General features: G+C 29.6%; 19 protein-coding genes and 8 tRNA genes. 1 reads left to right on the forward strand and 26 read right to left on the reverse strand.

The features are described 5' to 3' along the window. Window positions 1–939: 939 nt before the first annotated feature. The 14 genes from rpmA to DA803_RS02345 form a co-directional block, all read right to left on the reverse strand. Window positions 940–1,197, reverse strand: coding sequence for a 50S ribosomal protein L27 (rpmA, locus tag DA803_RS02280; protein WP_114191010.1), 258 nt, complete (start codon window positions 1,195–1,197; stop codon window positions 940–942). Between the two features lies 1 nt (window position 1,198). Further along, window positions 1,199–1,501: a 50S ribosomal protein L21 gene (gene rplU, locus DA803_RS02285; protein ID WP_114191011.1), complete on the reverse strand. Its 303-nt coding sequence runs from the start codon at window positions 1,499–1,501 to the stop codon at window positions 1,199–1,201. A 177-nt stretch (window positions 1,502–1,678) separates the two neighbouring features. Next, the gene (gene rpoC / locus DA803_RS02290) at window positions 1,679–6,124 is read right to left on the reverse strand and encodes a DNA-directed RNA polymerase subunit beta' (RefSeq protein WP_114191012.1); all 4,446 of its coding nucleotides are present in this window, start codon (window positions 6,122–6,124) and stop codon (window positions 1,679–1,681) included. Continuing rightward, window positions 6,124–9,717 (reverse strand): DNA-directed RNA polymerase subunit beta, encoded by a 3,594-nt coding sequence (rpoB, locus tag DA803_RS02295; RefSeq protein WP_114191013.1) that lies wholly within the window; start codon window positions 9,715–9,717, stop codon window positions 6,124–6,126. Before rpoB ends, rpoC begins: the two co-directional genes overlap by 1 nt. A gap of 124 nt (window positions 9,718–9,841) precedes the next feature. Further along, window positions 9,842–10,216 (reverse strand): 50S ribosomal protein L7/L12, encoded by a 375-nt coding sequence (rplL, locus tag DA803_RS02300; RefSeq protein WP_114191014.1) that lies wholly within the window; start codon window positions 10,214–10,216, stop codon window positions 9,842–9,844. Window positions 10,217–10,243: 27 nt separating this feature from the next. Continuing rightward, window positions 10,244–10,741: a 50S ribosomal protein L10 gene (gene rplJ / locus DA803_RS02305; RefSeq protein WP_114191015.1), complete on the reverse strand. Its 498-nt coding sequence runs from the start codon at window positions 10,739–10,741 to the stop codon at window positions 10,244–10,246. Window positions 10,742–10,885: 144 nt separating this feature from the next. Next, window positions 10,886–12,367 carry a DUF1846 domain-containing protein gene (locus DA803_RS02310; protein ID WP_114191016.1) on the reverse strand — a complete coding sequence of 494 codons (1,482 nt, stop codon included), beginning with the start codon at window positions 12,365–12,367 and terminating at the stop codon, window positions 10,886–10,888. Window positions 12,368–12,465: 98 nt separating this feature from the next. Then, a complete protein-coding gene (gene fusA / locus DA803_RS02315; protein WP_114191017.1) occupies window positions 12,466–14,559 on the reverse strand; it encodes an elongation factor G in 2,094 nt (697 codons plus the stop codon). A gap of 11 nt (window positions 14,560–14,570) precedes the next feature. Next, window positions 14,571–15,041: a 30S ribosomal protein S7 gene (gene rpsG, locus DA803_RS02320; RefSeq protein ID WP_114191018.1), complete on the reverse strand. Its 471-nt coding sequence runs from the start codon at window positions 15,039–15,041 to the stop codon at window positions 14,571–14,573. A 20-nt stretch (window positions 15,042–15,061) separates the two neighbouring features. Next, complete coding sequence (gene rpsL / locus DA803_RS02325) at window positions 15,062–15,478, reverse strand: 30S ribosomal protein S12 (RefSeq protein WP_114191019.1); 417 nt, start codon at window positions 15,476–15,478, stop codon at window positions 15,062–15,064. 139 nt (window positions 15,479–15,617) lie between these two features. Continuing rightward, window positions 15,618–16,235 (reverse strand): hypothetical protein, encoded by a 618-nt coding sequence (locus tag DA803_RS02330; RefSeq protein ID WP_114191020.1) that lies wholly within the window; start codon window positions 16,233–16,235, stop codon window positions 15,618–15,620. Between the two features lie 44 nt (window positions 16,236–16,279). Beyond that, the gene (locus tag DA803_RS06435; RefSeq protein WP_114191021.1) at window positions 16,280–17,368 is read right to left on the reverse strand and encodes a hypothetical protein; all 1,089 of its coding nucleotides are present in this window, start codon (window positions 17,366–17,368) and stop codon (window positions 16,280–16,282) included. Between the two features lie 21 nt (window positions 17,369–17,389). Continuing rightward, window positions 17,390–18,316, reverse strand: coding sequence for a hypothetical protein (locus DA803_RS06440; protein ID WP_114191022.1), 927 nt, complete (start codon window positions 18,314–18,316; stop codon window positions 17,390–17,392). Between the two features lie 54 nt (window positions 18,317–18,370). Next, complete coding sequence (locus DA803_RS02345) at window positions 18,371–19,264, reverse strand: RluA family pseudouridine synthase (RefSeq protein WP_114191023.1); 894 nt, start codon at window positions 19,262–19,264, stop codon at window positions 18,371–18,373. A 75-nt stretch (window positions 19,265–19,339) separates the two neighbouring features. Between DA803_RS02345 and DA803_RS02350 the strand changes: the two genes are divergently transcribed. Further along, on the forward strand, window positions 19,340–19,693 hold the full coding sequence (locus tag DA803_RS02350; protein WP_114191024.1) for a YigZ family protein: 354 nt from the start codon (window positions 19,340–19,342) through the stop codon (window positions 19,691–19,693). A gap of 10 nt (window positions 19,694–19,703) precedes the next feature. Here the strand turns inward: DA803_RS02350 and DA803_RS06445 are convergent, their stop codons facing one another. The 12 genes from DA803_RS06445 to DA803_RS06450 form a co-directional block, all read right to left on the reverse strand. Further along, the gene (locus tag DA803_RS06445) at window positions 19,704–20,411 is read right to left on the reverse strand and encodes a PQ-loop domain-containing transporter (RefSeq protein ID WP_114191025.1); all 708 of its coding nucleotides are present in this window, start codon (window positions 20,409–20,411) and stop codon (window positions 19,704–19,706) included. Window positions 20,412–20,591: 180 nt separating this feature from the next. Next, window positions 20,592–20,667, reverse strand: a tRNA-Phe gene (locus DA803_RS02360). Between the two features lie 5 nt (window positions 20,668–20,672). Then, window positions 20,673–20,749, reverse strand: a tRNA-Asp gene (locus tag DA803_RS02365). A 1-nt stretch (window position 20,750) separates the two neighbouring features. Then, window positions 20,751–20,826 (reverse strand) — tRNA-Met (locus DA803_RS02370). Window positions 20,827–20,832: 6 nt separating this feature from the next. Beyond that, a tRNA-Ser gene (locus DA803_RS02375) sits at window positions 20,833–20,923 on the reverse strand. Window position 20,924: 1 nt separating this feature from the next. After that, window positions 20,925–21,000 (reverse strand) — tRNA-Ile (locus DA803_RS02380). Between the two features lie 27 nt (window positions 21,001–21,027). Next, window positions 21,028–21,104, reverse strand: a tRNA-Met gene (locus tag DA803_RS02385). A 4-nt stretch (window positions 21,105–21,108) separates the two neighbouring features. Continuing rightward, window positions 21,109–21,185: transfer RNA gene (locus DA803_RS02390), tRNA-Ala, on the reverse strand. 1 nt (window position 21,186) lies between these two features. Then, window positions 21,187–21,263 (reverse strand) — tRNA-Pro (locus tag DA803_RS02395). Between the two features lie 70 nt (window positions 21,264–21,333). Continuing rightward, on the reverse strand, window positions 21,334–22,599 hold the full coding sequence (obgE, locus tag DA803_RS02400; RefSeq protein ID WP_114191026.1) for a GTPase ObgE: 1,266 nt from the start codon (window positions 22,597–22,599) through the stop codon (window positions 21,334–21,336). 96 nt (window positions 22,600–22,695) lie between these two features. Further along, window positions 22,696–24,246 (reverse strand): methionine--tRNA ligase, encoded by a 1,551-nt coding sequence (gene metG, locus DA803_RS02405; protein WP_114191027.1) that lies wholly within the window; start codon window positions 24,244–24,246, stop codon window positions 22,696–22,698. 4 nt (window positions 24,247–24,250) lie between these two features. After that, window positions 24,251–25,039, reverse strand: a complete 789-nt coding sequence (locus tag DA803_RS06450) for a tRNA1(Val) (adenine(37)-N6)-methyltransferase (RefSeq protein ID WP_114191204.1) — start codon at window positions 25,037–25,039, stop codon at window positions 24,251–24,253. Between the last annotated feature and the right edge of the window lie 88 nt (window positions 25,040–25,127).

Here is a 25,127-nt window from a genome sequence, read left to right on the forward strand (position 1 = left end):
AGAATAGTATGTACTAAAACAAGGCGCTATTTTATATAGCTGCCGAAATCGCCCTTCCTAGTGAAGGGTTTTTTTATTCTCTAAAATATAGGCAAAATAATTTAAGTAGTCACCCCATATTGTACAAAAACGGTGTACGATTTTATAATCTAATTTTTTGTACTATTTCCAAATTGAAATATCTTATGCATTTGTTAATTTCACCCACATTATCTGGAAATTTAAATTGTTATATTTCAAGGATCGATATTTTCTTATTAACGATTAACAAAAAAATATTTTGATTATTTGTTTTATAATGAGCAGCTTTCAATCAACATTGTTTGCTAACGATTATGATTTTTTAGAAAGCTTTTACATAATTATTTATACATTTAATTTTATGAGCAGTGTGAAAAATTGTAGAAAACATATTACAGTAGATTTCGTAAAAAAATGAAGATAATATTTTTTACTAGTATATTAAACAAAATATTAAAACAATAATTATTAATTAATTCTAAGTTAACACCCATAATTTTGTAATATTAACTAATTGTATTTATGGTCATTAATTTAAATAAATTATCTTAAATGAATATACAAATTATTCGAATAATAATTAATTATAGGCTTATTGTTTAATTTATAATAGAAGCTAATATTTATAAATCTAATTTAAATTTGAATTGTTAGTTGTTAAAAAAATACATTAATTTAAACTAAGATCATGTTAGATTTTCAAAGGCATCTTTAATTATCAATATCTATGATTATGTCTTTACTAATTTAAGATAAATTGTCCTACTACTAGTAAATAAATAATATTTTATTAAGAAATAATAATTACTAAAAAATGTGAAAATAAAAAAATCATGTTAATACAAATAAGTTGTAATAAACATGAATTTATAATTGGTATTTTATGATTTGGTTTTACCTAATCATTTCTAGTTTAAATTATTTTTTTTCAGGATATACTGAAGCAAATTTTCTGTTAATTCTGTTTTCAAATTTTACATAACCATCAATTAAAGCAAATAAAGTATCATCTCTTCCACGACCTACATTTTGTCCTGGAAAAATTTTGGTACCTCTTTGTCTATAGATAATGCTACCAGCTAAAATAAATTGACCATCAGTTGCTTTGACGCCTAAACGTCTACCAGCTGAGTCACGACTATTGGAAGTTGTTCCACCAGATTTCGTATGTGCCATATTATTTCACCTTTATTTCTGAGATTTTTACTTTTGTATAGGGTTGACGGTGTCCCAATTTACGTTTATGAGTTGATTTTGCATTATGTCTATAAACAACGATTTTTTTTGCTTTGCCTTGTTTTTCGATGGTTCCTAAAACAGAAGCAGATTCTAGATAAGGCATGCCAATTTTATCTTCAATAGCTAGGATTTTATCGAAAACAACACTGTCGCCTTCGTTTCCAGCTATTTTTTCGATATAAACTATATCGCCTGGCTTAACAATTAATTGTTTTCCGCCAGTTTCAATAATAGCGAACATATTTTCTCCTTATAGTTTGTCACATCCTCAAGGTACTATTGCTAGTTTGTGAACCTCTTTAGTATGGTTACTATATAAGTAACTTATTGATTATATCAAAATATATAAAAAAACACTAAATAAACATGGATAAAATTTAAACAAGTTTATTTTTGTGTTTTTTATGATTAAATCTTATTAATTTTCATATGAATAATCATCATTATCATCTTGATCAGCAACATTTTCTTCTTCATCTTCTAGCATACCTTCATCATCTTCGTTTTCATCTTCAACAACTAACTCTTCATGAGAAGGATTATAATCTTCTTCTTGAATTTCTTTAGCTAAAGCCTCTAAATCAATTGTGATATCTTCATCATCTTCATTCTCATTTTCGGCTTCTTCTGATTTAAAGTATTTAATTGAAGGTTTAATGTCATATTTTGAATATGATTCAAACGGATATAAAGCAGTTCCAGAAGGAATTTTTTTACCAATAATAATATTTTCTTTTAAACCACTCAAAGTATCAATTCTTGAAGAAATAGCAGCATGAACTAAAATCTTTGAAGTCTCTTGATATGAAGCAGCTGCTAAAAATGAATCTGATAGCAATGGCATTTGTTTAGCACCTTTAATTACTACTTTTCCAAATGCAGGTTTTAAATTCTTTGTCAATAATTGGGCATTTTCTTCTTGATAATCAAATATATCAACAATGGCTCCAGCGAAGAATTTTGAATCTCCGGAATCAACAATGATGATTTTTGACATCATTTGACGAATAATAATTTCAATGTATTTATCACTAATTGCAATCCCTTGAATACGATAAATTCTTTGAATTTCTTTTAATAAATAGTTTTGTACAGTAATTGTATCGGTTAAATTTAATAATTTTTTCAGAACAATTGGCCCTTCAGATAATTTTTGACCAATTTTGACTCTATCATTTTCCTTAACTCTCAATTTCTTGGTAGTAGTTACGGGAATTTTGTGCGAAATTTTATTATTCTTGCGATCTCTTGTTTCAATAGTAATTTGATAACTTGAGTCATCATTTTCACTTCTTTCAATTTTGGTAACAATCCCATCATAACTTGAAATTTCAGCGGTTCTTCCTCAAGGTTGTTCGTGAGCATCAATTAATTCAATTAATCGAGTAAATCCACCAGTAATATCTTCAACTCCGGCTACCCCACCAGTATGGAATGTACGCATGGTTAGCTGAGTTCCAGGTTCACCGATTGATTGAGCAGCGATAATTCCAACAGCTTCACCAATATTAACAATTCTATTAGTTGCTAAGTCTTTACCAAAACACATTTTGCAAACTCCGTTCCGAGTGTTGCAACCAAGAATAGATCTAATTTCTACTTCTTCAATATTAGAATCAATAATTCTTTGCGCAATTTTTTCGGTAATAAGTTCATTTCTATCACAAATCATGTTACCGCCACTATTGTAAACTGGTTTATTGGTGAAACGACCAATAATTCTTTCTTTTAGTGAAACAATAATTTGTTTTGTTTTAGTGTCAACAATATTTTTGGCGGTGTATCCATAGTCAGATCCACAGCTTTCTTGACGAACTACAATATTTTGAGCAACGTCAACTAGCCGTCTTGTTAGATAACCCGATTTAGCTGTATTAAGGGCGGTATCGGTTAGACCTTTCCGCGCACCATGGGTTGATGAATAGAATTCAAAAGCAGTTAGTCCTTCAATAAATGATGATTTAACTGGAACTTCAACTGTTGAACGAACAACTCTATCATTTTTGGCATCGGCTTTTGTGGTTTTAGTGTTATTTGCCATCAAGCCCCGCATACCAGCTAATTGAACGTAGTTAGCAATATTGCCCCGCGCTCCTGAATTAATCATTGTAATAACAGGGTTTTGTGAATTAGCCTTAATAATAGTTTGCAATTGACTTTGAATTGAATCTTTAATTTCGGCTCATTTCTTAATTGCTAATGAGTAACGATCATCATCAGTAATATATCCTAAATTGTAGTAGTGTTTTAATTTTGAAATATATTCATCACCTTCGGCAATATATTCTGCTTTTTTATCTGTTTCAAGAATATCTGAAAATGAAATTGAAATTCCTGAAATTGTCGAATAATCAAATCCTAGTTGTTTGATATTATCCAAAATTGAAGCAACAATATTAGTATATTTAAATCATACTCCATCCAATATTTTTGCTTTTTCTTCAGCTGTTAGCGGTACATGTGCTGAAACTTCTGGATATTGAGATCTCATTGGATTTAAAGTATTTATATTCTTTATTTCTTCATTAGTAAATGTTTCTAATAATAGCGCATGTTCTTTATCAATTTTTTCATTTTTATATGATTTAAGTTCCATATAACTTCTTAAAATATTGATATTATGAAGACCAATTTTATCAATTACTGAAGCAACATCGGCCATAGTAATTGATGCCACATATTTATCAAATACATAACGAATAATTTTGGCAATATTCTTTTTGTTAAATCCTTCTTGAATTGATAACTCATAATTTATGTATTCAGGAATATTAGTTGGAGCAGTTACAATATATTTAGCTTTAAAGATTTGATTGTATTCTTCTAATGAAACTGTTTTTGTTACATTATTGTCATAAATAAATGGGAATGTCTTAGGAAAAATATTGTTGAAAATAAATTTACCTACTGATGAAATAATGTATTGTTGATTAGTACTATTATTCAATAAGCGATAATCTTTAACCTTATCAGCTGGCAAGGCAACTCTTGCGTGAAGTGAAACTTTCTTCGATTCTAATGCTCGCATCATGTGATCGAAATTATCAAAGACACGGCCTTCACCTTTCGCACCTTTTTTTTCAATTGTTAGGTAGTAAAGTCCTAAAATCATATCTTGTGATGGGTTAATAATAGGCTCACCATCCTTAGGACCTAAAATATTTTTATTAGCCAACATTAATTCACGGCTTTCTAATAAAGCTTGCTCAGAAATTGGCACGTGAACTGCCATTTGGTCACCATCGAAGTCAGCGTTGAAAGGTGTACATACTAAAGGATGTAATCTAATAGCTTTACCCCTAACTAAAACCGGTTCAAACGCTTGAATTGATAAACGGTGTAAGGTTGGTGCCCGGTTTAGTAGTACTAATCTTCCTTTAATAGCTTCAGCAACATGTGGTCAAATAATTGGATTCTGATCTTCAATAATTTTTTTGGCATTTTTAATTGTTGTTGCTACTTCTTTTTCAACTAAACGTGAAATAATTCAAGGTTCAAATAACTTAGCAGCCATTTCTCGAGGAATTCCACATTGGTGCATTTTTAAGTTAGGACCAACAACAATAACTGAACGCCCTGAGTAGTCAACACGTTTTCCAAGTAAGTTTTGTCTAAAACGACCTTTTTTACCGGTAAGGGCATCACTAATTGATTTAAAAGGACGGTTATCTTTTGAAAGTACAGGGTTAGGACTTCTTCTTTGGTTATCAATTAAAGCATCAACAGCCTCTTGAATCATTCTTAATTCATTTTGAATAACTAAAGTTGGAGCATCTTTTTCTTGTCATTGTTGTAAACGATTATTTCTGATAATTACCCGACGGTAAAGCTCATTAATATCAGATGTTGAATGACGACCACCATCCAATTGAATTAATGGACGCAAATCAGCTGGAATAACTGGTAAATTATAAATTAACATACTTGTTGGATCTTGTTTTGATTCAATAAAAGCGTTAATAACTTGTAAACGTTTATAAAATTTCTCACGAGTTTGTTTAGCAGTTGTTGCAAATCTCTCAGTATTGGCTAATTCTTCAGCATTTAATTTATCAATTTCTGCTGTAACAAATTGTTTTTCTTTTTGTAAATCAAGATGTTTTAATAAATATTCAATTGCTAAAGCTCCAGTGCCAATTTTAGCATCACTGTAATGTTCAATTACTTCATTTAATTCATAAAAGTCAATTCCATATTCTTGACCAATTTTTGAACTAGCTTTTTCAATTAAAGAATCAAGTGTTTCTTTAATATCATCATACTCTTCACTTCCAGGAGTAAATCTTTGTAGTAATTCTTCTAAAGCATCTTTATAAATAATCGCAGCTTCATTAATTTCAATAATTTGATTTTTTGGAAGCGATTTAAGACCACCATTTTCTAAAACAATGTGATTTTTATAATAAATTAGATTTTCTAGTTCTTCACGACGAACATTTTCTTGACCGCGACTCGATCTTAATCCTAAAAGTTTATAAATAATTGAGTGATCAACTTTAAAATATCAGAAGTGAACTACAGGACTATTCAATTTAATATGACCCATGTGGTTACGACGAGCAATCTTCGGAAGAATTTCAACATGTTCTTGACGGCAAAGCTCAGTTCTTGTACAAAAATCACCTTCATTTACTCGCTTATATTTGAATCCACAAACTGGACAACGATAATCAATCATTGGTCCAAAAATTATTTCGTCAAACAATCCACCACGTTCTGGCTTATAGCTTTTGTAATTAATAGTTTCAGGTTTTGTTACTTCACCGTGTGATCAACTTTCAATATCATTAGGAGTGGCAAGAGCTAATGAAATTTCGGCAATTTTATCTTCTTGTAGTAAATCATATTTTGAGGTTTTTCTCATTATTCTGTTCCTCCTTCAAATTCTTGGTGATATTTAGTATCAATTCTTTCAATGCCATCATCAATATCATTATCAGATTCTTTTTCATGGGCTTCTAGTTTAATTCCTAAACCACGTAGTTCATATGCTAAAACGTTAAATGATTCTGGCATACCTGGTTTTGGAAGTTTAGTATTTCTAGCTAAGGCATTATATAATTGATTTCTTCCGATGATATTATCTGACTTATAAGTTAGCAATTCTTGTAAAACATTTGCAGCACCATATGATTCAATTGCTCAGGTTTCCATTTCCCCAAATCTTTGTCCACCATTTTGACTTTTTCCACCAAGTGGTTGTTGAGTAATTAGTGAATATGGTCCAACTGAACGAGCATGCATTTTGTCATCTACCATGTGATATAGTTTTAAATAATACATAATTCCCACAGAAATTGGATTATCAAATGGTTCACCAGTTTTACCATCATAAACAACAGTTTTTCCGGTTATATCCATATCAGCTTCATGTAAAATTTCACGAATTTGATTATGTGTTATTCCATCAAAAATTGGAGTAACAAATTTAGTATTCAGTTTTTTTGCTGCAGAGCCTAAGTGAAGCTCTAGAATTTGTCCAATGTTCATCCGAGAAGGAACGCCTTGTGGGTTTAGAACAATATCAAGTGGTGTACCATCTTCTAAATATGGCATTTCTTCAACTGGTAAAATAATTGAAACAACCCCTTTATTACCATGACGACCAGCCATTTTATCCCCAACTTTAATTTTACGTTTTTGAGCAATTGAAACTTTAACTATTTTTTCAATTCCATCTTCAAGTTGATCACCTGTTTCGCGGCTTAAAATATCAATAGCAACAACAGTTCCGTTATGACCGTGTTTTACTTTTAAAGATGTATCTTTTCTAGAAGCAGTTTTTTGCCCAAAAATTGCGGCCATTAGTTTTTCTTCTGGTGTTGGATTTTCTTCACCTTTTGGTGAGGTTCTACCGACTAAAATATCTCCGGCACTAACTTCTGATCCAACCTTAACAATACCATTCTCATCAAGGAAACGCTTTGAAAAGTTCGATACATTCGGAATTTCATTGGTAAGCTGATCTTCACCTGCTTTTGAATGTCTAAATTGAATGGTTTGTTCTTCAATATGAATAGAAGTATAAACATCATCTTTTACTAAACGTTCTGATAAAACAACAGCATCTTCATAGTTATAACCATGTCAAGTGGTAAATCCAACTAAAACATTTTTTCCTAATGCTAATTCACCATCTTTCATTGAAGGACCATCTACTAAAAGATCTCCTTCTTTAATTTCATCCCCAACTTTTACTAATGGGATTTGGTGAATCAATGTTCCTTGATTACTTCTCTCAAATGTTCTCAAATGGTAAGAATCTAGTTTGCTAAGACCAGTTGGTAAAATTTTAATTACACTGGCATCAACATATTTCACAATTCCGCCACGTTTAGCTGAAATATTTGTTGAAGAGAATTTAGCTACATCCGCTTCAACTCCTGTCGCAACCAAAGGACTTTCAGGGAATAGTACCGGAACAGCTTGACGTTGCATGTTTGATCCCATAAGTGCACGGTTAGCATCATCATTTTCTAAAAATGGAATTGCTGAGGCTGCTATTGAAGTCATTTGACGATTAGATACCCCAACAAAGTCTACTTCTTCAGCATCAACTTCAACATATTCATTATCTCGTCTAACAATAACTTTGTCATCAATAATATAATTATTTTTAATTTTAACAGTTGATTGAGCAAAGGTATAACCAGCTTCTTCAATTGCTGTTAAATATTTAGGTTCTGAAAAATCAACAACACGATCCTTAACAGGGAAATATGGTGATTGAATAAAACCATATTTATCAATTTTAGCAAATGATGCTAAGTTCAAAATTAGTCCAATGTTAGGTCCTTCAGGAGTTTCGATTGGACAAATTCGACCAAAGTGGGTTGGGTGAACATCCCGAACTTCAAATTGTGCAGTATCACGGTTTAGCCCTCTTGGTCCAAGTGAAGTAATTCTTCTCTTATTAGAAATTTCAGCCAAAGGGTTACATTGGTCCATAAATTGAGAAAGTTTAGAAGTATTGAAAAATGATTTAAATTGATTAAAAATAGGTTTATTATTTGTTACATTTTTAGGAGTAATTTTTTCAATATCTTTTGTTGAAATTCTTTCTTTTGTGTTTTTTTCTAATTTTATAAGCCCAACACGGAATTGATTTTGTAATAATTCCCCAATTGTAACAATTCTTTTATTAACAAGTGAGTCAGGATCATCATCGATTCCTACTTTTGAAAGTAAATTAAAGTAATATGATATTGTTGCAATTAAATCTGGAATTAATAAAAATCTTTCAGTAGCAGTTGGATCATTTCCAAGAACCTGAATTTTATTATCTTCATTCATATCTTTTTCAGTTGGATAAATTAAAATTGAAGTTACATATAAACGATTATATAAATTTGAATTGCCTGGTAAATCAAGTTGACTTTCATAAACACGTTCAGAAATATCCGGTAGTTTTCACATTGGAATAATTCCTAAACTAAACTCATTATGAATTTTTCTAGCAATTTCTCATGTTATAAATAGCCCTTTTTCATATAGAAGTTCACCTTCATTTGAATAAATGTTTTCAGCTAGATATGAATTAACAATTCTTTCCATAACATTTAGCTTACGATTTAATGTGAAACGACCAGTTTCAGAAAGGTTATATCTTTTTTCGTTAAATAATGTTGAAGGAATCAAATTACGAGCAGATTCCGCTGTCATCCGATCACCTTTTCTAATTAATCGATAAATTGTTTCTTGTGCTTCAGCAATCATTGATTCAGTATCAAGACCAGTAACTTTGTCACGTTTTATCGTTTCTTCTAATTCTGGAACTGATCCAAACATTTTTCTAATTCCATTTTCAGTAAAACCAAGTGCCTTTAAAAATGTTGTTAATAAAAACGATTTATTTTTATCGATGTGAATTTTAATTGTGTCAGGATTAGATGAGGTAACTTTATGATAAATTTCAACCCAAGATCCAAGTTGAGGAATAATTTCAACTTTATTAAATAAGTCATTAGCTTGTTTATTTCTTACATTAACTCCAAAATAAACACCTGTTGACCTAATTAATTGGGAAACAATAACTTTTTCAGAACCATTAATGATAAAAGATCCACCATGTGTCATGATGGGAATTTCAGCGAAAACAACTTCACTATCTTCAACTTCTCCAGTCTCAGTATTAATTTGTCTTAACTTGGCCTTTAACTTTCCTTGATATGAAGATCCTTTTTGTTTTGCTTCTTTAATACATTCATATTCTGATTTTTTTGGAATTTCAAAATGTGCAGTGTTATGAACATATTGAATTGTTACTTTACCACGAGCTTCAATTGGATATATATTTCTTAACTCTTCTTCGATTCCTTCCTTAATAAACTTTTCAACTGATTCCCTTTGCATCATTAAGAAATCTGGTGTGTCGAATTTTTTTTGACTAATCGAATAATCTCTTCGTTCAGTAATCGGACCAAATTTTCTAAGTTCATATTTTGACATATTTGCCATACCGTACCTCATTTATATTTTTTAATATTTTGCTAAATATTTATTTTTTTTGATATAACACGCATACACGCGCTAAAAATAAGCAAAAAAGGCTCTTATAAGCCTATTTTGATTGCTTTAGTTACTAGTCTAAAGTAACTTCAGCTTTAACTTCTGCTAATTTAGCTTTAATAGCTTCAGCTTCTTCTTTCTTAACATTTTCTTTTAAAACTGCTGGTGCTGATTCAACTAATTTTTTAGCATCCATAAGTCCTAAACCTAATAAATCTTTAACTGCTTTAATAACAGCTAATTTATTTCCACCGTCTGATTTTAAAGTAATGTTGAACATTGTTTTTTCTTCAACAGCTTCAGCTGCAGCAGAAGGAGCAGCAGCTGCTACGATAGCAGTAGGATCAATTCCAAATTCTTCTTTTAATCCTTCTACTAATTCCATAACTTCTTTAATGTTCATTTCTTTTAATGATTGAACAAATTCTTCTTTTGTTAATTTTGCCATAATATTCTCCTTAATTTAATAATTATTTTATTCTGATACTTTTCCTTGTTTTACTAATTCATTTAAACCAATTGCTAAATTTTTCAATGGTGTAAGTAATGAATTTCCAAGAATCAATAATGATTCTTCGTATGAAGGAAGTTTTGCTATTTCATTTAATGTTTGCGCATTAACTACTTTATCTTCATAAATTCCAGCTACAAGTTCTAATGCAGGAAATTCTTTTTTCAATTTTACTAAAGTTTTTAAAGCGGTTAAATCATCTTCTTTAGCAAAGGCAAAGATATTTTGCCCTTTTAAAGCATCACTTAATTCTGCGTAATTTAAAGTATTTAGTGATTGTTTAACAAGTCTATTTTTATAAACTTTTAATAAAACACCTAATTTTGCTAATTCACCACGGATTTTTTGTAATGATACAACATCAATAGTTTTATAACTAGCAACATATAGAGCTTTTGACTCATTAATGTTTTTGGTGATTTCATCAACAACTAATACTTTCGCATCGCGTAAAGCACTCATGTGACTCCTCCTTATTATTATATGCAATATAGTATAAAGCGAAAGATACTCGGTAACATATTAAGCATAAGCTGTTACTGTCTTCATATATTGCTTGCTTATTATACCATAAAATTAATTTTTAATAACTAATTAAATTTATCATTATTTATGAAAGAAATTATTAACTTCATAATTTGGATCTTCGGTTAAATTAATTCCCAATTTTTTATAAATATCACGGTCATTTTCTGATAGGATAACAGTGGAATGAGCATCAGCATTTTTTAGAAGTGGTAAGGCAAGTAAAGCTCGTTTGGCATGGTCATTTGATTTAGCACTAATTGATAACGCAATTAAAGTTTCATTCATATGCAAACGTGGATTTTTATTATGAAGATATTTAGTTTTTAGGTTTTGAACCAATTTAATTACATCGGAGTCCAGTAGATCAATATCATAACTAATATTTGCTAAATATTTTAAAGCATTCAATAAAGCAGCGGCAGATGGACCTAATAAATTTGATGTTTTTCCATTAATAATATGATGATTATCTAATAAAAAACAAACGGCTGGTTTTTTTGTTTTTTCAAATAATTTATGTGCTCCTTGAATAGCGGGATTAACTGAATAATCAATTTTATTAGTTGACATAATCTTTTCAATTTTTTCAATTGGTTCAAAATTACATAAATCTTTTTTAAAATCAACAATATTCTTAAAATAACGACGAATGATTTCTTTTTTTGCTGCTAATTTCGCTTCATCTTCGTTACTAATACAAAATCCAACCATGTTAACTCCCATATCAGTCGGAGAGAAATATGGACTATCACCATCATAAATTTTCATTAAAAGATTATTTAAAATGGGGAATGCAGCAATATCACGATTATAGTTAGTTGCCTTTTTGTTGTATTTATTTAAATAAAAAGGATCAACCATATTCATGTCGTTTAAATCAGCGGTAGCTGCTTCATATGCTAAGTTAATTGGATGATTTACATCTAAATTTCAAATGGGAAATGTTTCAAATTTAGCATATCCTGATTTAATATTATTTTTAGCATCATGATATATTTGACTAAGAGCAACAGCAAGTTTCCCAGAACCAGGTCCTGGAGCTGTGACTACTACTAATTCTTTTTCAGTTTTAACGTATTCATTTTTACCGAATCCATCTTCAGAAATAATTAAATCAATATCATTTGGATAATTCTTAATTGCATAGTGACATGCTACTTTGATGCCAAGAGACAATAATTTATGTTTAAATTTTTTAGCAAGAATTTGATTTTCATATTGAGTTATTACTACATTATTCACTATTAAATCATATGATCTTAATGAATCAATTAATCGCAAAACATCTTGGTCATAACTTATACCGATATCGGCGCGAAGCTTATGTTTTTCAATATCATTTGCTGAAACAACAATAATAATTTCCATTTTTTCTTTCAACTTTAATAGCATTTCTAATTTGACATTATTATTAAATCCTGGTAAAACTCGAGCTGCATGAAAATCATTGATTAATTTTCCACCAAATTCCAAATATAATTTATGCCCAAATTTAGTTATTCTTTCTTCAATTTTTTTGGATTGTAAATCAATATATTTTTTATTATCAAAAGCAATCATTTATAACCTCTTTTTTATATTAAATATTAACTTAATTATATAATAATTAAATTTTATAAAATAAAAAAAATACATCAAGTGATTGATGCATTTTATAATTAATCTTCGTCAACTAAAATTTTTCCGCCACGTTTTTTGATGATATCATCTGATAAATTACGTGGTAATTTTTCATAGTGATCAAATCACATTTGATATGTTCCACGACCAGTAGTCATTGATCTTAATTGAGTTGCATATCCAAACATTTCACTTAAAGGAATGTATGATTTAATAACATGTGCGCCGTCATTTCTTGTTTCATTATCACGAACTTGACCACGTCTTCTTGAAATATCACCCATAACATCTCCGAAGAAATCTTCAGGAACGACAACAGCGACATCCATAATAGGTTCTAATAAAACTGTTCCTAATGCTTCACGACCTTTAGTTAATGATTTTGAAGCGGCAATTTTATATGCTAATTCTGATGAATCGACTTCATGGTATGACCCATCAAATAAAGTAGCTTTAATGTCGATCATTGGATATCCAGCTAAAATACCAATATCCATTTTTTCTCTAAGTCCTTTTTCAATTGATTTTATATATTCCTTAGGAATTTTTCCACCAACAATTTTATCGACAAATTCAAAACCGCCATCTGGATTAGGTTCATATTTAATTCAAACATGACCATATTGACCTTTACCACCAGATTGTTTCTTATGAATTCCTTCAACTTCAGCAGCTTTGGTAATAGTTTCACGATATGAAACTTGTGGAGCTCCAACAGTTACTTCAACTTTAAATTCACGTTTTAAACGGTCAACAATAATATCTAAGTGAAGTTCACCCATTCCAGCAATAATGGTTTGTCCGGTTTCTTCATCGGTGTAGTATCTAAATGTTGGATCTTCAGCGCCTAATCTTTGTAACGCTAATGAAAGTTTTTCCGATGCGTCTTTTGTTTTTGGTTCAATTGCTTGAGAAATAACAGGTTCTGGGAAATTCATATTTTCCAAAACTATGTCTTTATGTTTTTCATCAATTAAAGTATCACCTGTTGTTGTGAATTTTAAACCAACAGCAGCAGCAATGTCACCTGTTCTAACTTCTTCAATATCCATACGGTGATTAGCATGCATTAACAAAATTCTACTTAATCTTTCTTTTTCACCTTTAGTTGAGTTAAATACGTATGAACCCTTATTAATTGATCCTGAATAAACCCTAAAGAAAGTTAAATTTCCAACAAATGGGTCATTCATAACTTTAAATGCTAGAGATGAGAAAAATCCTTCATCAGAAGCTGGGATTTGAATTTCCGATTCACCTTTATATGCTTTAATTGCAGGAATATCAACAGGTGAAGGTAGATAGTTTACAATTGCATCAAGCATAAATTTAACACCTTTATTTTTAAATGATGTTCCACACACAACTGGGAAATATTGTGCGGTAATTGTTGCTTTTCTAAGTGCCTTTTTCATTAATTCGGCAGAAACTTCACCCTCATTTAAAATTAAATCCATTACTTCTTCATCATAATCAGCTAGTGATTCTGCTAAAGAAGAACGCATTAATTCAGCTTCATCTTTTAAATATTCAGGAATTGGAATTTCTTTTGCATTTTCATCAACAGAACCATCAAATTCATAAGCCTTCATTTCAACTAAATCAATTACACCATTGAATTGTGCTTCTTCACCAATATTCAATTGAATTGCGTGAGCATTTGCTCCTAGTAATTTTCTTAGTGATTCAACCGAAGCTTTAAAGTTAGCTCCCATTTTATCCATTTTGTTAACATAAACAATTCTTGGAACGCCATAGTTAGTTGCTTGTCTTCAAACAGTTTCAGTTTGAGGTTCAACACCACTTTGGGCATCTAAAACGGCAACGGCACCGTCTAGTACTCTAAGTGAACGTTCAACTTCAATGGTGAAGTCAACGTGACCTGGGGTATCAATAATATTTAATCTTTTACCTTTTCAATAAGCTGTGGTAGCAGCAGAGGTAATAGTAATTCCTCTTTCTTGTTCCTGTGCCATTCAGTCCATTTGTGAAGCACCTTCATGTGTTTCACCAATTTTATGAATTTTTCCAGTGTGATATAGAACTCTTTCAGTGGTAGTAGTTTTACCAGCATCAATGTGTGCCATAATACCGATGTTACGGTAATCTTCAATTTTATATTCTCTTGCCATAACTTTTCCTATTATCATCTAAAGTGAGCAAATGCTTTATTTGATTCTGCCATTTTATGGGTATCTTCACGTTTTTTAATAGCGCCACCCATTTTATTTGAGGCATCAATAATTTCATTAGCTAACTTTTCTTCCATTGTTTTATCATTTCTTAATCTAGCATATTGAATTAGTCATCTTAATGCTAAGGTTTGTTTTCTTTTAGAACTAACTTCACAAGGAACTTGGTAGTTTGACCCACCAACTCTTCTTGATCTAACTTCTAGTTGTGGACTAATGTTTTCTAATGCGCTATTAAAAACTTCAATAGCTTCTTTGCCAGTTTTGGTATTCACAATTTTAAATGCATTGTATAAGATGTTTTCAGCGATTGATTTTTTACCATCAAGCATAATAGTATTAATTAGTTTGGTAATAATTTTAGAGTTAAAAACTGGATCTGCTAAAACTTCTCTCACAGGTGCTTTGTGTTTTCTTGACATAATAATTCCTTTCTAATTTTCTAATTACTTTTTGGTTTTTTAGTTCCGTATAGTGAACGAGCTTGTTTTCTTTTATCAACTCCGGCTGCATCTTGAGTACCACGAACTATTGTATATCTAACTCCAGGTAAGTCTTTAACTTTACCGCCACGAATTAAAACAACAGAGTGTTCTTGTAAATTGTGACCTTCTCCTGGGATATAAGCTGTTACTTCTTGACCATTTGATAATCTAGCACGAGCATATTTACGAATAGCTGAGTTAGGTTTTTTAGGTGTCATAGTAGCCACACGAGTACATACCCCACGTTTAAATGGCGCAGGGATTAGTTTTTCTTTTTTGTGTAAAGAGTTATACATTTTTCCTAAAGCAGGAGCTTTAGTTTTTCTGGTTTTATCTTTACGGCCTTGCTTTACTAATTGAGCAATTGTAGGCATTTTATTCCTTTCTTTAAAAATACTTATGATATTTTATTTTCAATTAAATTATTTTATTATAAATAAATACTAAACAATTATACAACAACTAAGCCGGTGTTTTATATTTTTTTAAAAAATAATTAAAACTTGCCTGGACCTAGACAAGTTTTAAAATGCTGCTGGCATCTATTTCAAATTTATTAGAAATTTCTTCGATAGCAAATTTTGCTTCTTTTAGACTATTATTTGAAACAGCTATATATTCTTCTATTTTAATCTTTGGTGTTGAAATATCGACATCAGGAATTTGTGACTGTGTTGCTTGTAATTTATCAGCCGTTTCTTTATAATTTGGAAATGTACTAATAGCATTAAGTAATGTTGATGCTTTAGTTCTTGATACGTATAAATCAATAATGGCTCTTATTTTTTCTTTTTTAATTTTTGCATATAAATCAAACAAGTCATTAGCTTCATTTTCATATTTGTTAACAAATTGTTCAGGAGTATTATCTGAACTAATAACCGTTTTCTTAACTTCAGCAACAATAGCTTTTAATCGGTCTTTGAAAATTTCAATGTCTGGATCACGGTCATCTTTAAAATAATTTTCCACTTCACCAACCATATCAAGAATCTTTTTTTTGGCAAAATTGAAAAATTGATATCTAAGATTTTCCGAAAAAGAGCATGAAGTTACAACAATGGGGACTGTAACAGTTGCAATTGCCCCTAGAGATATGTATAACTTTTTTTTATTCAATATGTTTTTCATAACGAAAATTATAAATAAAAAACCTAGAATTACTAGGATTTTCTTTATAGATTTGAAAAAAACTTCGCTTCTAAATAATTTTTATACTCATTTAAGAAATCAACTAGATTTTTTTCGTTTGAACTATTACCTAAATCTAAAGAGTATGTAATTGGAGTATTTGGATTATAGAAAAGATCTTCAATATCAGAATCACGATATGTTAACCAGTTATTTTTTTGAATTTGTTGATACGCCGGATCTTGTGACCGAACTGTATATAAATATTCATCATATTTTTTTGCAAATTCTTTTTTATCCATTTGTTCTAAACGACTGGTTTCTTTTATTAATTTTACTTTTTTATCCATTTTTTCCATTCAAGCAATTTCTTTTTGAATTGGACTCATATTAGCTATTGATGTCGTGCTATTATCTCCAACAAAACCGAGAATTTTGTGTTCTTGAGCTTGTTGTTGTTCAATAAAATCTAATGATTCATTAAAAAAGCGAATTTTAAATATTTGATTTAGATATTCAAAATATCTTTTTTGAAGTGGAATTTTTTGATTACCAATTTTTTTATTATATGCCAAAATAAAATTAGCTAATACTTTCGGAACAAGGGGATTTGCTTTATTGATTTTAGCAACATCGATTCTAATTTCATCAGGAAATGTTTCATCTTTAATTTCTTTAGTATATTTCATTGAAACTAATTCACTTTCAAGATTTTTTTGTGAATGTTTATATTGTGTTGAATTAAATCCAGTTAAATATAAATATAGAATTGCTAAATTAGTTGCTATCAAACCAACAAGTGATAAACCAATAATTGCGTATAATGTGGATAAACTACTTTGCTGTGAATTATCACCGCTAGGAACTCTCGCAATTAAAATTGCTGAAATAATAATTACTATTAATCAAAGAAATTCGGTAAATAGAATATTATAAAAGGCATTTGATTTAACACGTAATCCTTGAACATATTTAGTAATTAATTCTTGACCTAAAACTTCCTTGGTTTTAATAATACTATTTTTAAAGTTAATCACTAATTTTATTGATCTATACAATACAAAAACAAATGCTGCGATTAATATTAATAATGCTATTAGCGAAATTCTTGATGTCTGTGTATTATCATTCATGTTATTCCTTTCCTAAGATTATTAATTTTCTTCTTCTGTTTTTTCATCATTTTTTTCTACTTCAGGCGCAGCATTTGGTTTGTTTAATTTATTTTCTCTTTCTTTAAAGATAGCAATAATTTTTGATATTAAATCTTCTCTACTAAACTCTTCAGCTCCATAAATATTTAATTTTTGGGCCATAATAACCAGCTGTTCTTTTGAAAGTCCATTAAGTTTAGCGGCATAGTCAATTTTATTTGTTTCTTCATTTTCCGCTGCCATTATTATTGGAGTTTGTGATTGATCATTTTTTGTTGATTCGTTATTTTTAAGACCTTGGCCAAATTGATTATTAAAAAACGATTGAAGTGAATTAGCAAAAGGATCAGTACTAATATTTCTTTGTGCTATATCAATTTTTAAAGCATAAAATACTCTAATAACTCTATTGCATAAAAATTGTCAAGTTGAAAAATATGCAATTATGAAAAATAAAGTTAAAAATATTCTTAAAATTCGATTTAAATCTCATGAGAAAAATCTAAAGTAACTTATTCCTGAAAAAATTAAAGTTATTACTTGTAGTATAACAATGCCTAAATATATTCTTGATAAAATAAATGAATAAGCAGAAAAGTCTTGGAATTTTTTTATCCTATATAACGAAACCACATGTCATATAAACATTGAAATGGAAATAATAGTGACAAATGTATACCCAATTAAATTTCCAGAATAGTATTGATTTGCTGAAGCTAAAGCATTTGGTCCTTCAAATATGTCATTGATATAATGGTCGATATAAAATTCTTTTCTACTTGAATACTCAATTAATATTCCAACTTGAAACAGAATAATAAATGCAAATATTACTGTAAAAATAAAAAATAATAGTCAGTATTTCTTCTTGCGTTCATTATAAAGTTCTTTTGTAGAATTGTATTTTGCAAAATTAGTTTGAAACATTATCTTCTCCTTTTCGTCTTAATTAATAATAATATTATATTTTAAAAAAATAAATTATCGTATTTTTGCTTCTTTTGTCATAATATTTGGAAGTTTAGCTTCAAAATGCATTTGATTTCCGTTTGGATCAATAAAATCAAGTTCTTTAGCGTGAAGACGCTGATTAAAGTCATCAATTTTATGATTATATATTGGATCACCATAAATTGGATGTTTTATATAAGCTAAGTGTACGCGAATTTGATGAGTTCTTCCAGTTTTCAAATTACATTTAACTAAAGTTTTTTTCTTACCGTCAATTTCTAAATAATTAATTACGGAAACAATAGTGTAAGCTTGTTTTGAATTCAATTCAGTTACAGCAAATTTTTGACGATTTTTGATATCTCTTCCAATAGGCAAATTAATATGAAGTTCTTTATTCTCGATTATTCCATCACAAATTGCATAATAGCTTCGTTTAATTTCGTGATTTTTCAGTAATGATGCGAAGTAATTATGAGCTTTATTATTTTTAGCAACTAAAAGTAACCCACTTGTATCCTTATCAATTCGATGAATGATTCCCATTCTCAAGAGTCCATTAACATTACTTAAATTATTTTTAAAATGAAACATTAAGGCATTAACTAAAGTATTGTCATGATGTCCCGGGGCAGGATGAACAACCATACCTGAAGGTTTATTAATTACTAAATAATCATCACATTCATAAACAATATCTAAGGCTATTTCTTGCTCAATTACATTGATTTGTTTATCAATTACCTTGATGACTTCAATTTCATCATCAATTTTTAAAAGATATTTATTTTTGTTAATTTTGACTCCATTTACATACACTGCGCCTTGTTCAATTAATTCTTGAATATCATTACGAGAAATATTTGAATTATTGGCAATGTATTTATCAATTCTATCGGCATATAAAACTATTAATTTAATCATTATGATATGAATTTTAGCATAATCAAATAAATATCTATAAATAATGATATTTTAATTATAAAATATAAGAGAATTATGAAGATTTATGAAATAAAAAAATCTAAATTTATTGGTTATCTATTAGATGTTGAATCAATTGAAGATATTAAAAATAAAATTAATAAACTTAGGACACAGCATAAAAAAGCAAGACATGTAGTGTATGCTTATCAATTTATTGATAATAATAACAATGTAAGAAATGCCTATACCGATGATAAAGAACCTAAGGGTGTAGCCGGAATACCATTGATGATGTTATTAAATAATAAAAAAATATCTAATAAGGCAATTGTCATTATTAGATATTTTGGTGGTGTTGAACTTGGAAAGTCCAATTTGCTAAGAGCATATTTGCATACTGCAAAACTAGTTTTAGAAAACGAGTAATTTTGGTTTTTTAATTTGCAACTTCATAAGCCAATTTGTTTTTTTTGTTGTAGGCATAAATGAAACCAAATTGAAATGCGTAAATAATACCACAAATTATGTTTCAAACAATAACTCCAATTAAACCATTTGCTGCTTCAGGAGTTGCTAAGATAGCAAAGATAGAGTGTAATATTCACAACGCACAGTTAAAGATAAATAGTAATGCCATATATGGAGTAACTCCATGGAAATTTTTATTTTTAACTCCAATGATAAATTGTGGGAAAAATGCTAATGTAGTGAATGTTGGAACAATTAATGAGAATATTAATCCAGAATATCCACTAAATTTCGGAAAGTTAGGCACAGTAAATCTCAAGATAAATGCGATAAATAGCAATATTGAAATGAGTGAGAACGAGGCAATACCTGCTATTGCTCCTAACATCATTTTTTTTGTTTTTTTGTCATAGTAGTGGTATAAAAAGTACATTGTAAAGCTATAAATGACACCACATGTAAAGTTTGAAATAAATATACTAATTGCAGAAGCATCATTTTCAAATCAAACCCCTAATGAAATTCATAATAATAATCCAACATAAAAAATTCAAAATGAGGTGAAATTAACATTTCCTGTTTTTTTTGTTTTTAGTTGGTGAATTAATTGAGGAACACCTAATGCGATTGTAACACATGCCCCCAAATAACCAAATACTTGCGCTGCTATATTCATATTTTCCTATTCCTAGAATAAATTTTTATTTTAAAATAAACAATAAAACTTATTATTTTTTAGAATAAATTTATTATTTATAAAATGTCAATAATATAATGTTATCATTTTTTGTCTTTTAATGCACTAATAATTTTAAAAAAAATAAAAAACACCAATAGGTGTTAGTCATTTCTGAAATGGTGGCTCCGGCAGGAATCGAACCAGCGACACACGGAGCTTCAATCCGTTGCTCTACCAACTGAGCTACAGAGCCAATAATGGCGGTCCAGACGGGAATTGAACCCGCGATCTCTTCCGTGACAGGGAAGCGTATTAAACCACTTTACCACTGGACCGTGGTTGCGGAGACTGGATTCGAACCAGTGACCTTTGGGTTATGAGCCCAACGAGCTGCCGCCTGCTCTACTCCGCTATATAATGGCGGGCAATGAGGGATTTGAACCCCCGCGGGCCGTGAAGCCCCTGGCAGTTTTCAAGACTGCTCCCTTCAGCCACTTGGGTAATTGCCCATGGTGGACCCAACAGGACTCGAACCTGTAACCGACCGGTTATGAGCCGGTTGCTCTAACCATTGAGCTATGGGTCCGTGACAAAGATGTTGAGCTCGTTCATATGGTAGCACCGAAGAGAGTCGAACTCTTGACCTTCCGGGTATGAACCGGATGCTCTAACCAACTGAGCTACAGTGCCATAATGGTGGAGAGGAAGGGACTCGAACCCTCTACCTCCTGCGTGCAAGGCAGGCGCTCTGGCCAGGTGAGCTACCCCCCCATGGTGAAGAAGACAGGATTCGAACCTGCGACCGCTTGAGCCCAAGTCAAGTGCTCTACCAAGCTGAGCTACTTCTCCACTACATTGATAATCTTAATGCCTTATTATTATATATAATTTTAAAAAGTTTTTTATAAAAAAATATTTTTTAAAAATCTTCTTCATTTCATACAAATTCATAATCTCTAATTCTTATAGTGTCACCATTTTGAACATTAGACTTTTTAATTAATTCATAAACTCCAAGAGCTTTTAATTTAGCATTAAATCTTCATAAGTTATCCAAAGAAACAACTGGAATTCGATCATAAACATAAAAAACATCATCTCCAACTATTTCATAAGTGTTATTATTAATTTTTATTATATTAATAGGAGCTTTATTTAATGAAATAGTAACAACTTCATCATTTAATGTAATATTTTGTAAAGTATTATTTTCTTGAACTTTTTCATATAATAGTTTTTTAATTTCATCTATGTTGTCATTTGTTATGGCAGAATATGAAATTAATTTAACATTTGGATATTTTTGTTCGAATAATTTTTTATGCTCTTCAAAATCTGGTAAATCATTTTTATTAGCAATTACTACTTGCGGAAGTTTTTCTAAATTCAAATTATATTCTCGTAATTCAAAATTAATAATCTCATAATCTTCAATCGGATTTTTATCAGCAGACCCAAAATCAATAATATGCGCAATAATTTTGCAACGCTCTATGTGTTTTAAAAAACGAATACCAAGACCCTTGCCCTCATGAGCTTTTTCAATTAATCCCGGTAAGTCAGCAACAACATATGAATGATCAAAATATTTAACCAAGCCAAGCTGTGGAACTAATGTTGTAAAATCATAATCAGCAATTTTTGGTTTGGCATTTGATATTTGCGCTAAAGTTGAACTTTTGCCCGCACTCGGTTTGCCAATAAAACCAACATCGGCTAAGACTTTTAAAATTAAATGAATTTGAAATTTTTCACCCCTTAACCCATTTTCACAAATTCGTGGTGCGGTATTACGGCTAGACTTAAAATGCAGATTTCCTCTACCACCCTTGCCGCCTTTGGCAATTAAATAATTTTTTTCTTCAACAATGTCAGCTTTTAATTTTCCATCAACATAAACCATAGTTCCTAGTGGTACTTTGATAAATAAATCATCACCTTTTGCCCCGTAGGCATTTTTTGGTTTACCGTTTTCTCCTGATTTTGCAACAATTTTGTTTTGATAATAAAATGGTAAAAGCGTATTTTGACCAGTATCACCAACAAAATATACATCACCGCCATCACCGCCATCACCGCCATCAGGTCCACCACGATCAACGTTAGCCTCACGACGAAAACTAATTATTCCATTACCACCATCTCCTGCTTGCACAGAGATTTTAACTTCATCTATAAATTTCATGCTACTATTTTATCAAATTTAAACCCTTTTTTTAGTCATTAATTTATTCAGTTTAAGTATTTTAAACATTCTAAAAAAATAAAATAAAAAAGAAAACTATTTTATTCTTGGAAATAGTATTTCTGTTGCAACTGGGCCTTTTTTATCAAATTTTGTTCAATCAAATAAGTTTTTTTCATTAAAATCACTTATCTTTAAAAAATCTAAAACACTTTTCATTTTATTAGGAATAACAGAACTTAGCATATAAGAAACCGCATAAATGCCGTTTTGTAAGGTATTTAGCACAACATTTAACCGTTGAATATCTTCTTTTAATTTTCATGGTTCATTTTTATCGATATATTCGTTTAATTTTTTGCTTAGTTCAATAGCTTTTTTAAGAGCTTTATCGGCATGAAAATTATCAAATTCATTTTTATAATCTTGATAAATATTTCTAATCATCACAAAAACATTATTGTCAATTTCTTGAAGATCATTTAATTTATATTCAGTTCCAAATTCAAAAGATTGATTAATCATTTTAATTGTTCTATTTAAGAGATTACCAAAATTATTAGCTAAATCGGCATTTAGAACATTAACTAATAGCTCTTCGCTAAACGCAAAATCATTATCAATATTAATTTGCGAAATAAAAAAGTATTTAATTTCTTCAGCGCCATATTTTTCAATTAGTGGAATAGGGTCAATTACATTTCCACGTGATTTTGACATTTTTCCTTCAGGAGTAATAATCCATGAGTGAATAATTTCTTTAGTTGGTAATTTTAAATCAAGTGATTTAAGAAACACTGGTCAATAAATAGCATGAAAGCGGCTAATTTCTTTGGCTAATAAATGCACTCTTTCATCGCCATTTTCTCAATACTTTTGATATTTGCTATCATTTTCCGATAAAAAACCAAGAAAAGTTAAATAATTAAATAACGCGTCAAGTCAAACATAAATAACGTGTTGATTCTTAGTACCTTTAGTACTTGAAATAGGAATTCCTCAATCAAAAGAAACTCTTGTAATAGAAAGATTTTCAAGACCTTTGTTAATAAAATTATTTAATAATTCTTTATAAGTTGCGGAATTAGAAATAAAATTTGGATTATTTGTAAAAAAACTTTTAATTCATGGAGCAAATTTTTTAACATCAAAAAAATAACTTTCTTCTTTGATTTCTTGCAATTCAGTGCCTGAAACAGGATGAAAATATTTATTATCTTTAAAAATTGCTTGATTTTTAGTCAAAAATTCTTCATCGCTTATTGAATAAAGGCCTTCATAACTTCCCATATAAATATAACCTTTTTCTAGCATTTTATTAAAAATTAGTTGAATTGCTTTTTGATGATTTTTATTTGTAGTTCTATTAAATGCATCATAATCAATTAAAAGTAAATCTCACAATTTTTCAAATTGTTTAGCTTCTTGATCAACATATTCTTGAGGGTTAATATTCAACTCTAAAGCTTTCTTTTGAATTTTTTGTCCATGTTCATCAATTCCGGTAATAAAAAAAGTGTCATATCCTTGCTGTTTTTTATAATTTTTATAAACTCATGCCAGAGTAGTAGTAAATAAATGTCCAATGTGAAGCCTACCACTTGGATAGTAAATTGGTGTAGTTATATAAAATGTTTTTTTCTTCATAATTTTAGATCTCCTTATTAGCTTTTTTAGGAATATATAATTCTTTAACCTCTTCACGATAACTATGGTCATTTAAATCTTCGTTATGAAGATATATATTAGGTTCAAAAAGCGTTCCCCATCCAGAATTAAATCGTGCCTCAACTAAACAAAACTTTGGTTGAGAATTAATTCGTGGATAAACAATCTGTATTCGTTTAGGCTCAAATTTGTATTTTCGTAATAGGCAAATTAAATCAATGTATCTAGCCATAGGTAGAACAATTGTTAAATAACCTTTTTGTTCAATAATTTTTGAAGATAAAAAAATTAGTTGTTCCAAGTTTAAATTAATTTCATGAGTTGCTAATTTTTGTTCAATGGTAGTAGATTTTCTAATTTGATTAAAATTTTCATTGTAATATGGAGGATTAGCTACAATACTACTGTATTTTTTTGCTAATTTATTGCCACATTTAAAAGCATAATCTTTTGCTCAAGATCGAAAATCTTCTTCGATTATATTAATTTGATTAGTCAAATTATTTAACTCAACATTTTTTTGAGCAAGGGCAGCGGCTCTAGTTTGAATTTCAATTGCATCAATTTTAATTTTATTTGATCTTGCAGCAATGAAAATCGATAATGCTCCATTATTAGTTCCGATTTCTAAAATATTAGAAACATTACGATTTATAGCAATAAAATTGCCTAATAAAATAGTATCAACTGAATAATTAAACATTTCTTTATCTTGATATACAAATAATTTCCCACTATAACCCAAATTATTCTTAACAACGCCTTTTTTCATAATTAATAAATTATAAATGATAAAAAGCATAATATTTGCATCTTATTCTTATAAAATCATAGAATTAGTACAATAATAAATTTATTGT

Origin of the sequence: [Mycoplasma] phocae, from assembly GCF_003332325.1 — a bacterium.
Lineage (GTDB): Bacteria > Bacillota_I > Bacilli_A > Mycoplasmatales > Metamycoplasmataceae > Metamycoplasma > Metamycoplasma phocae.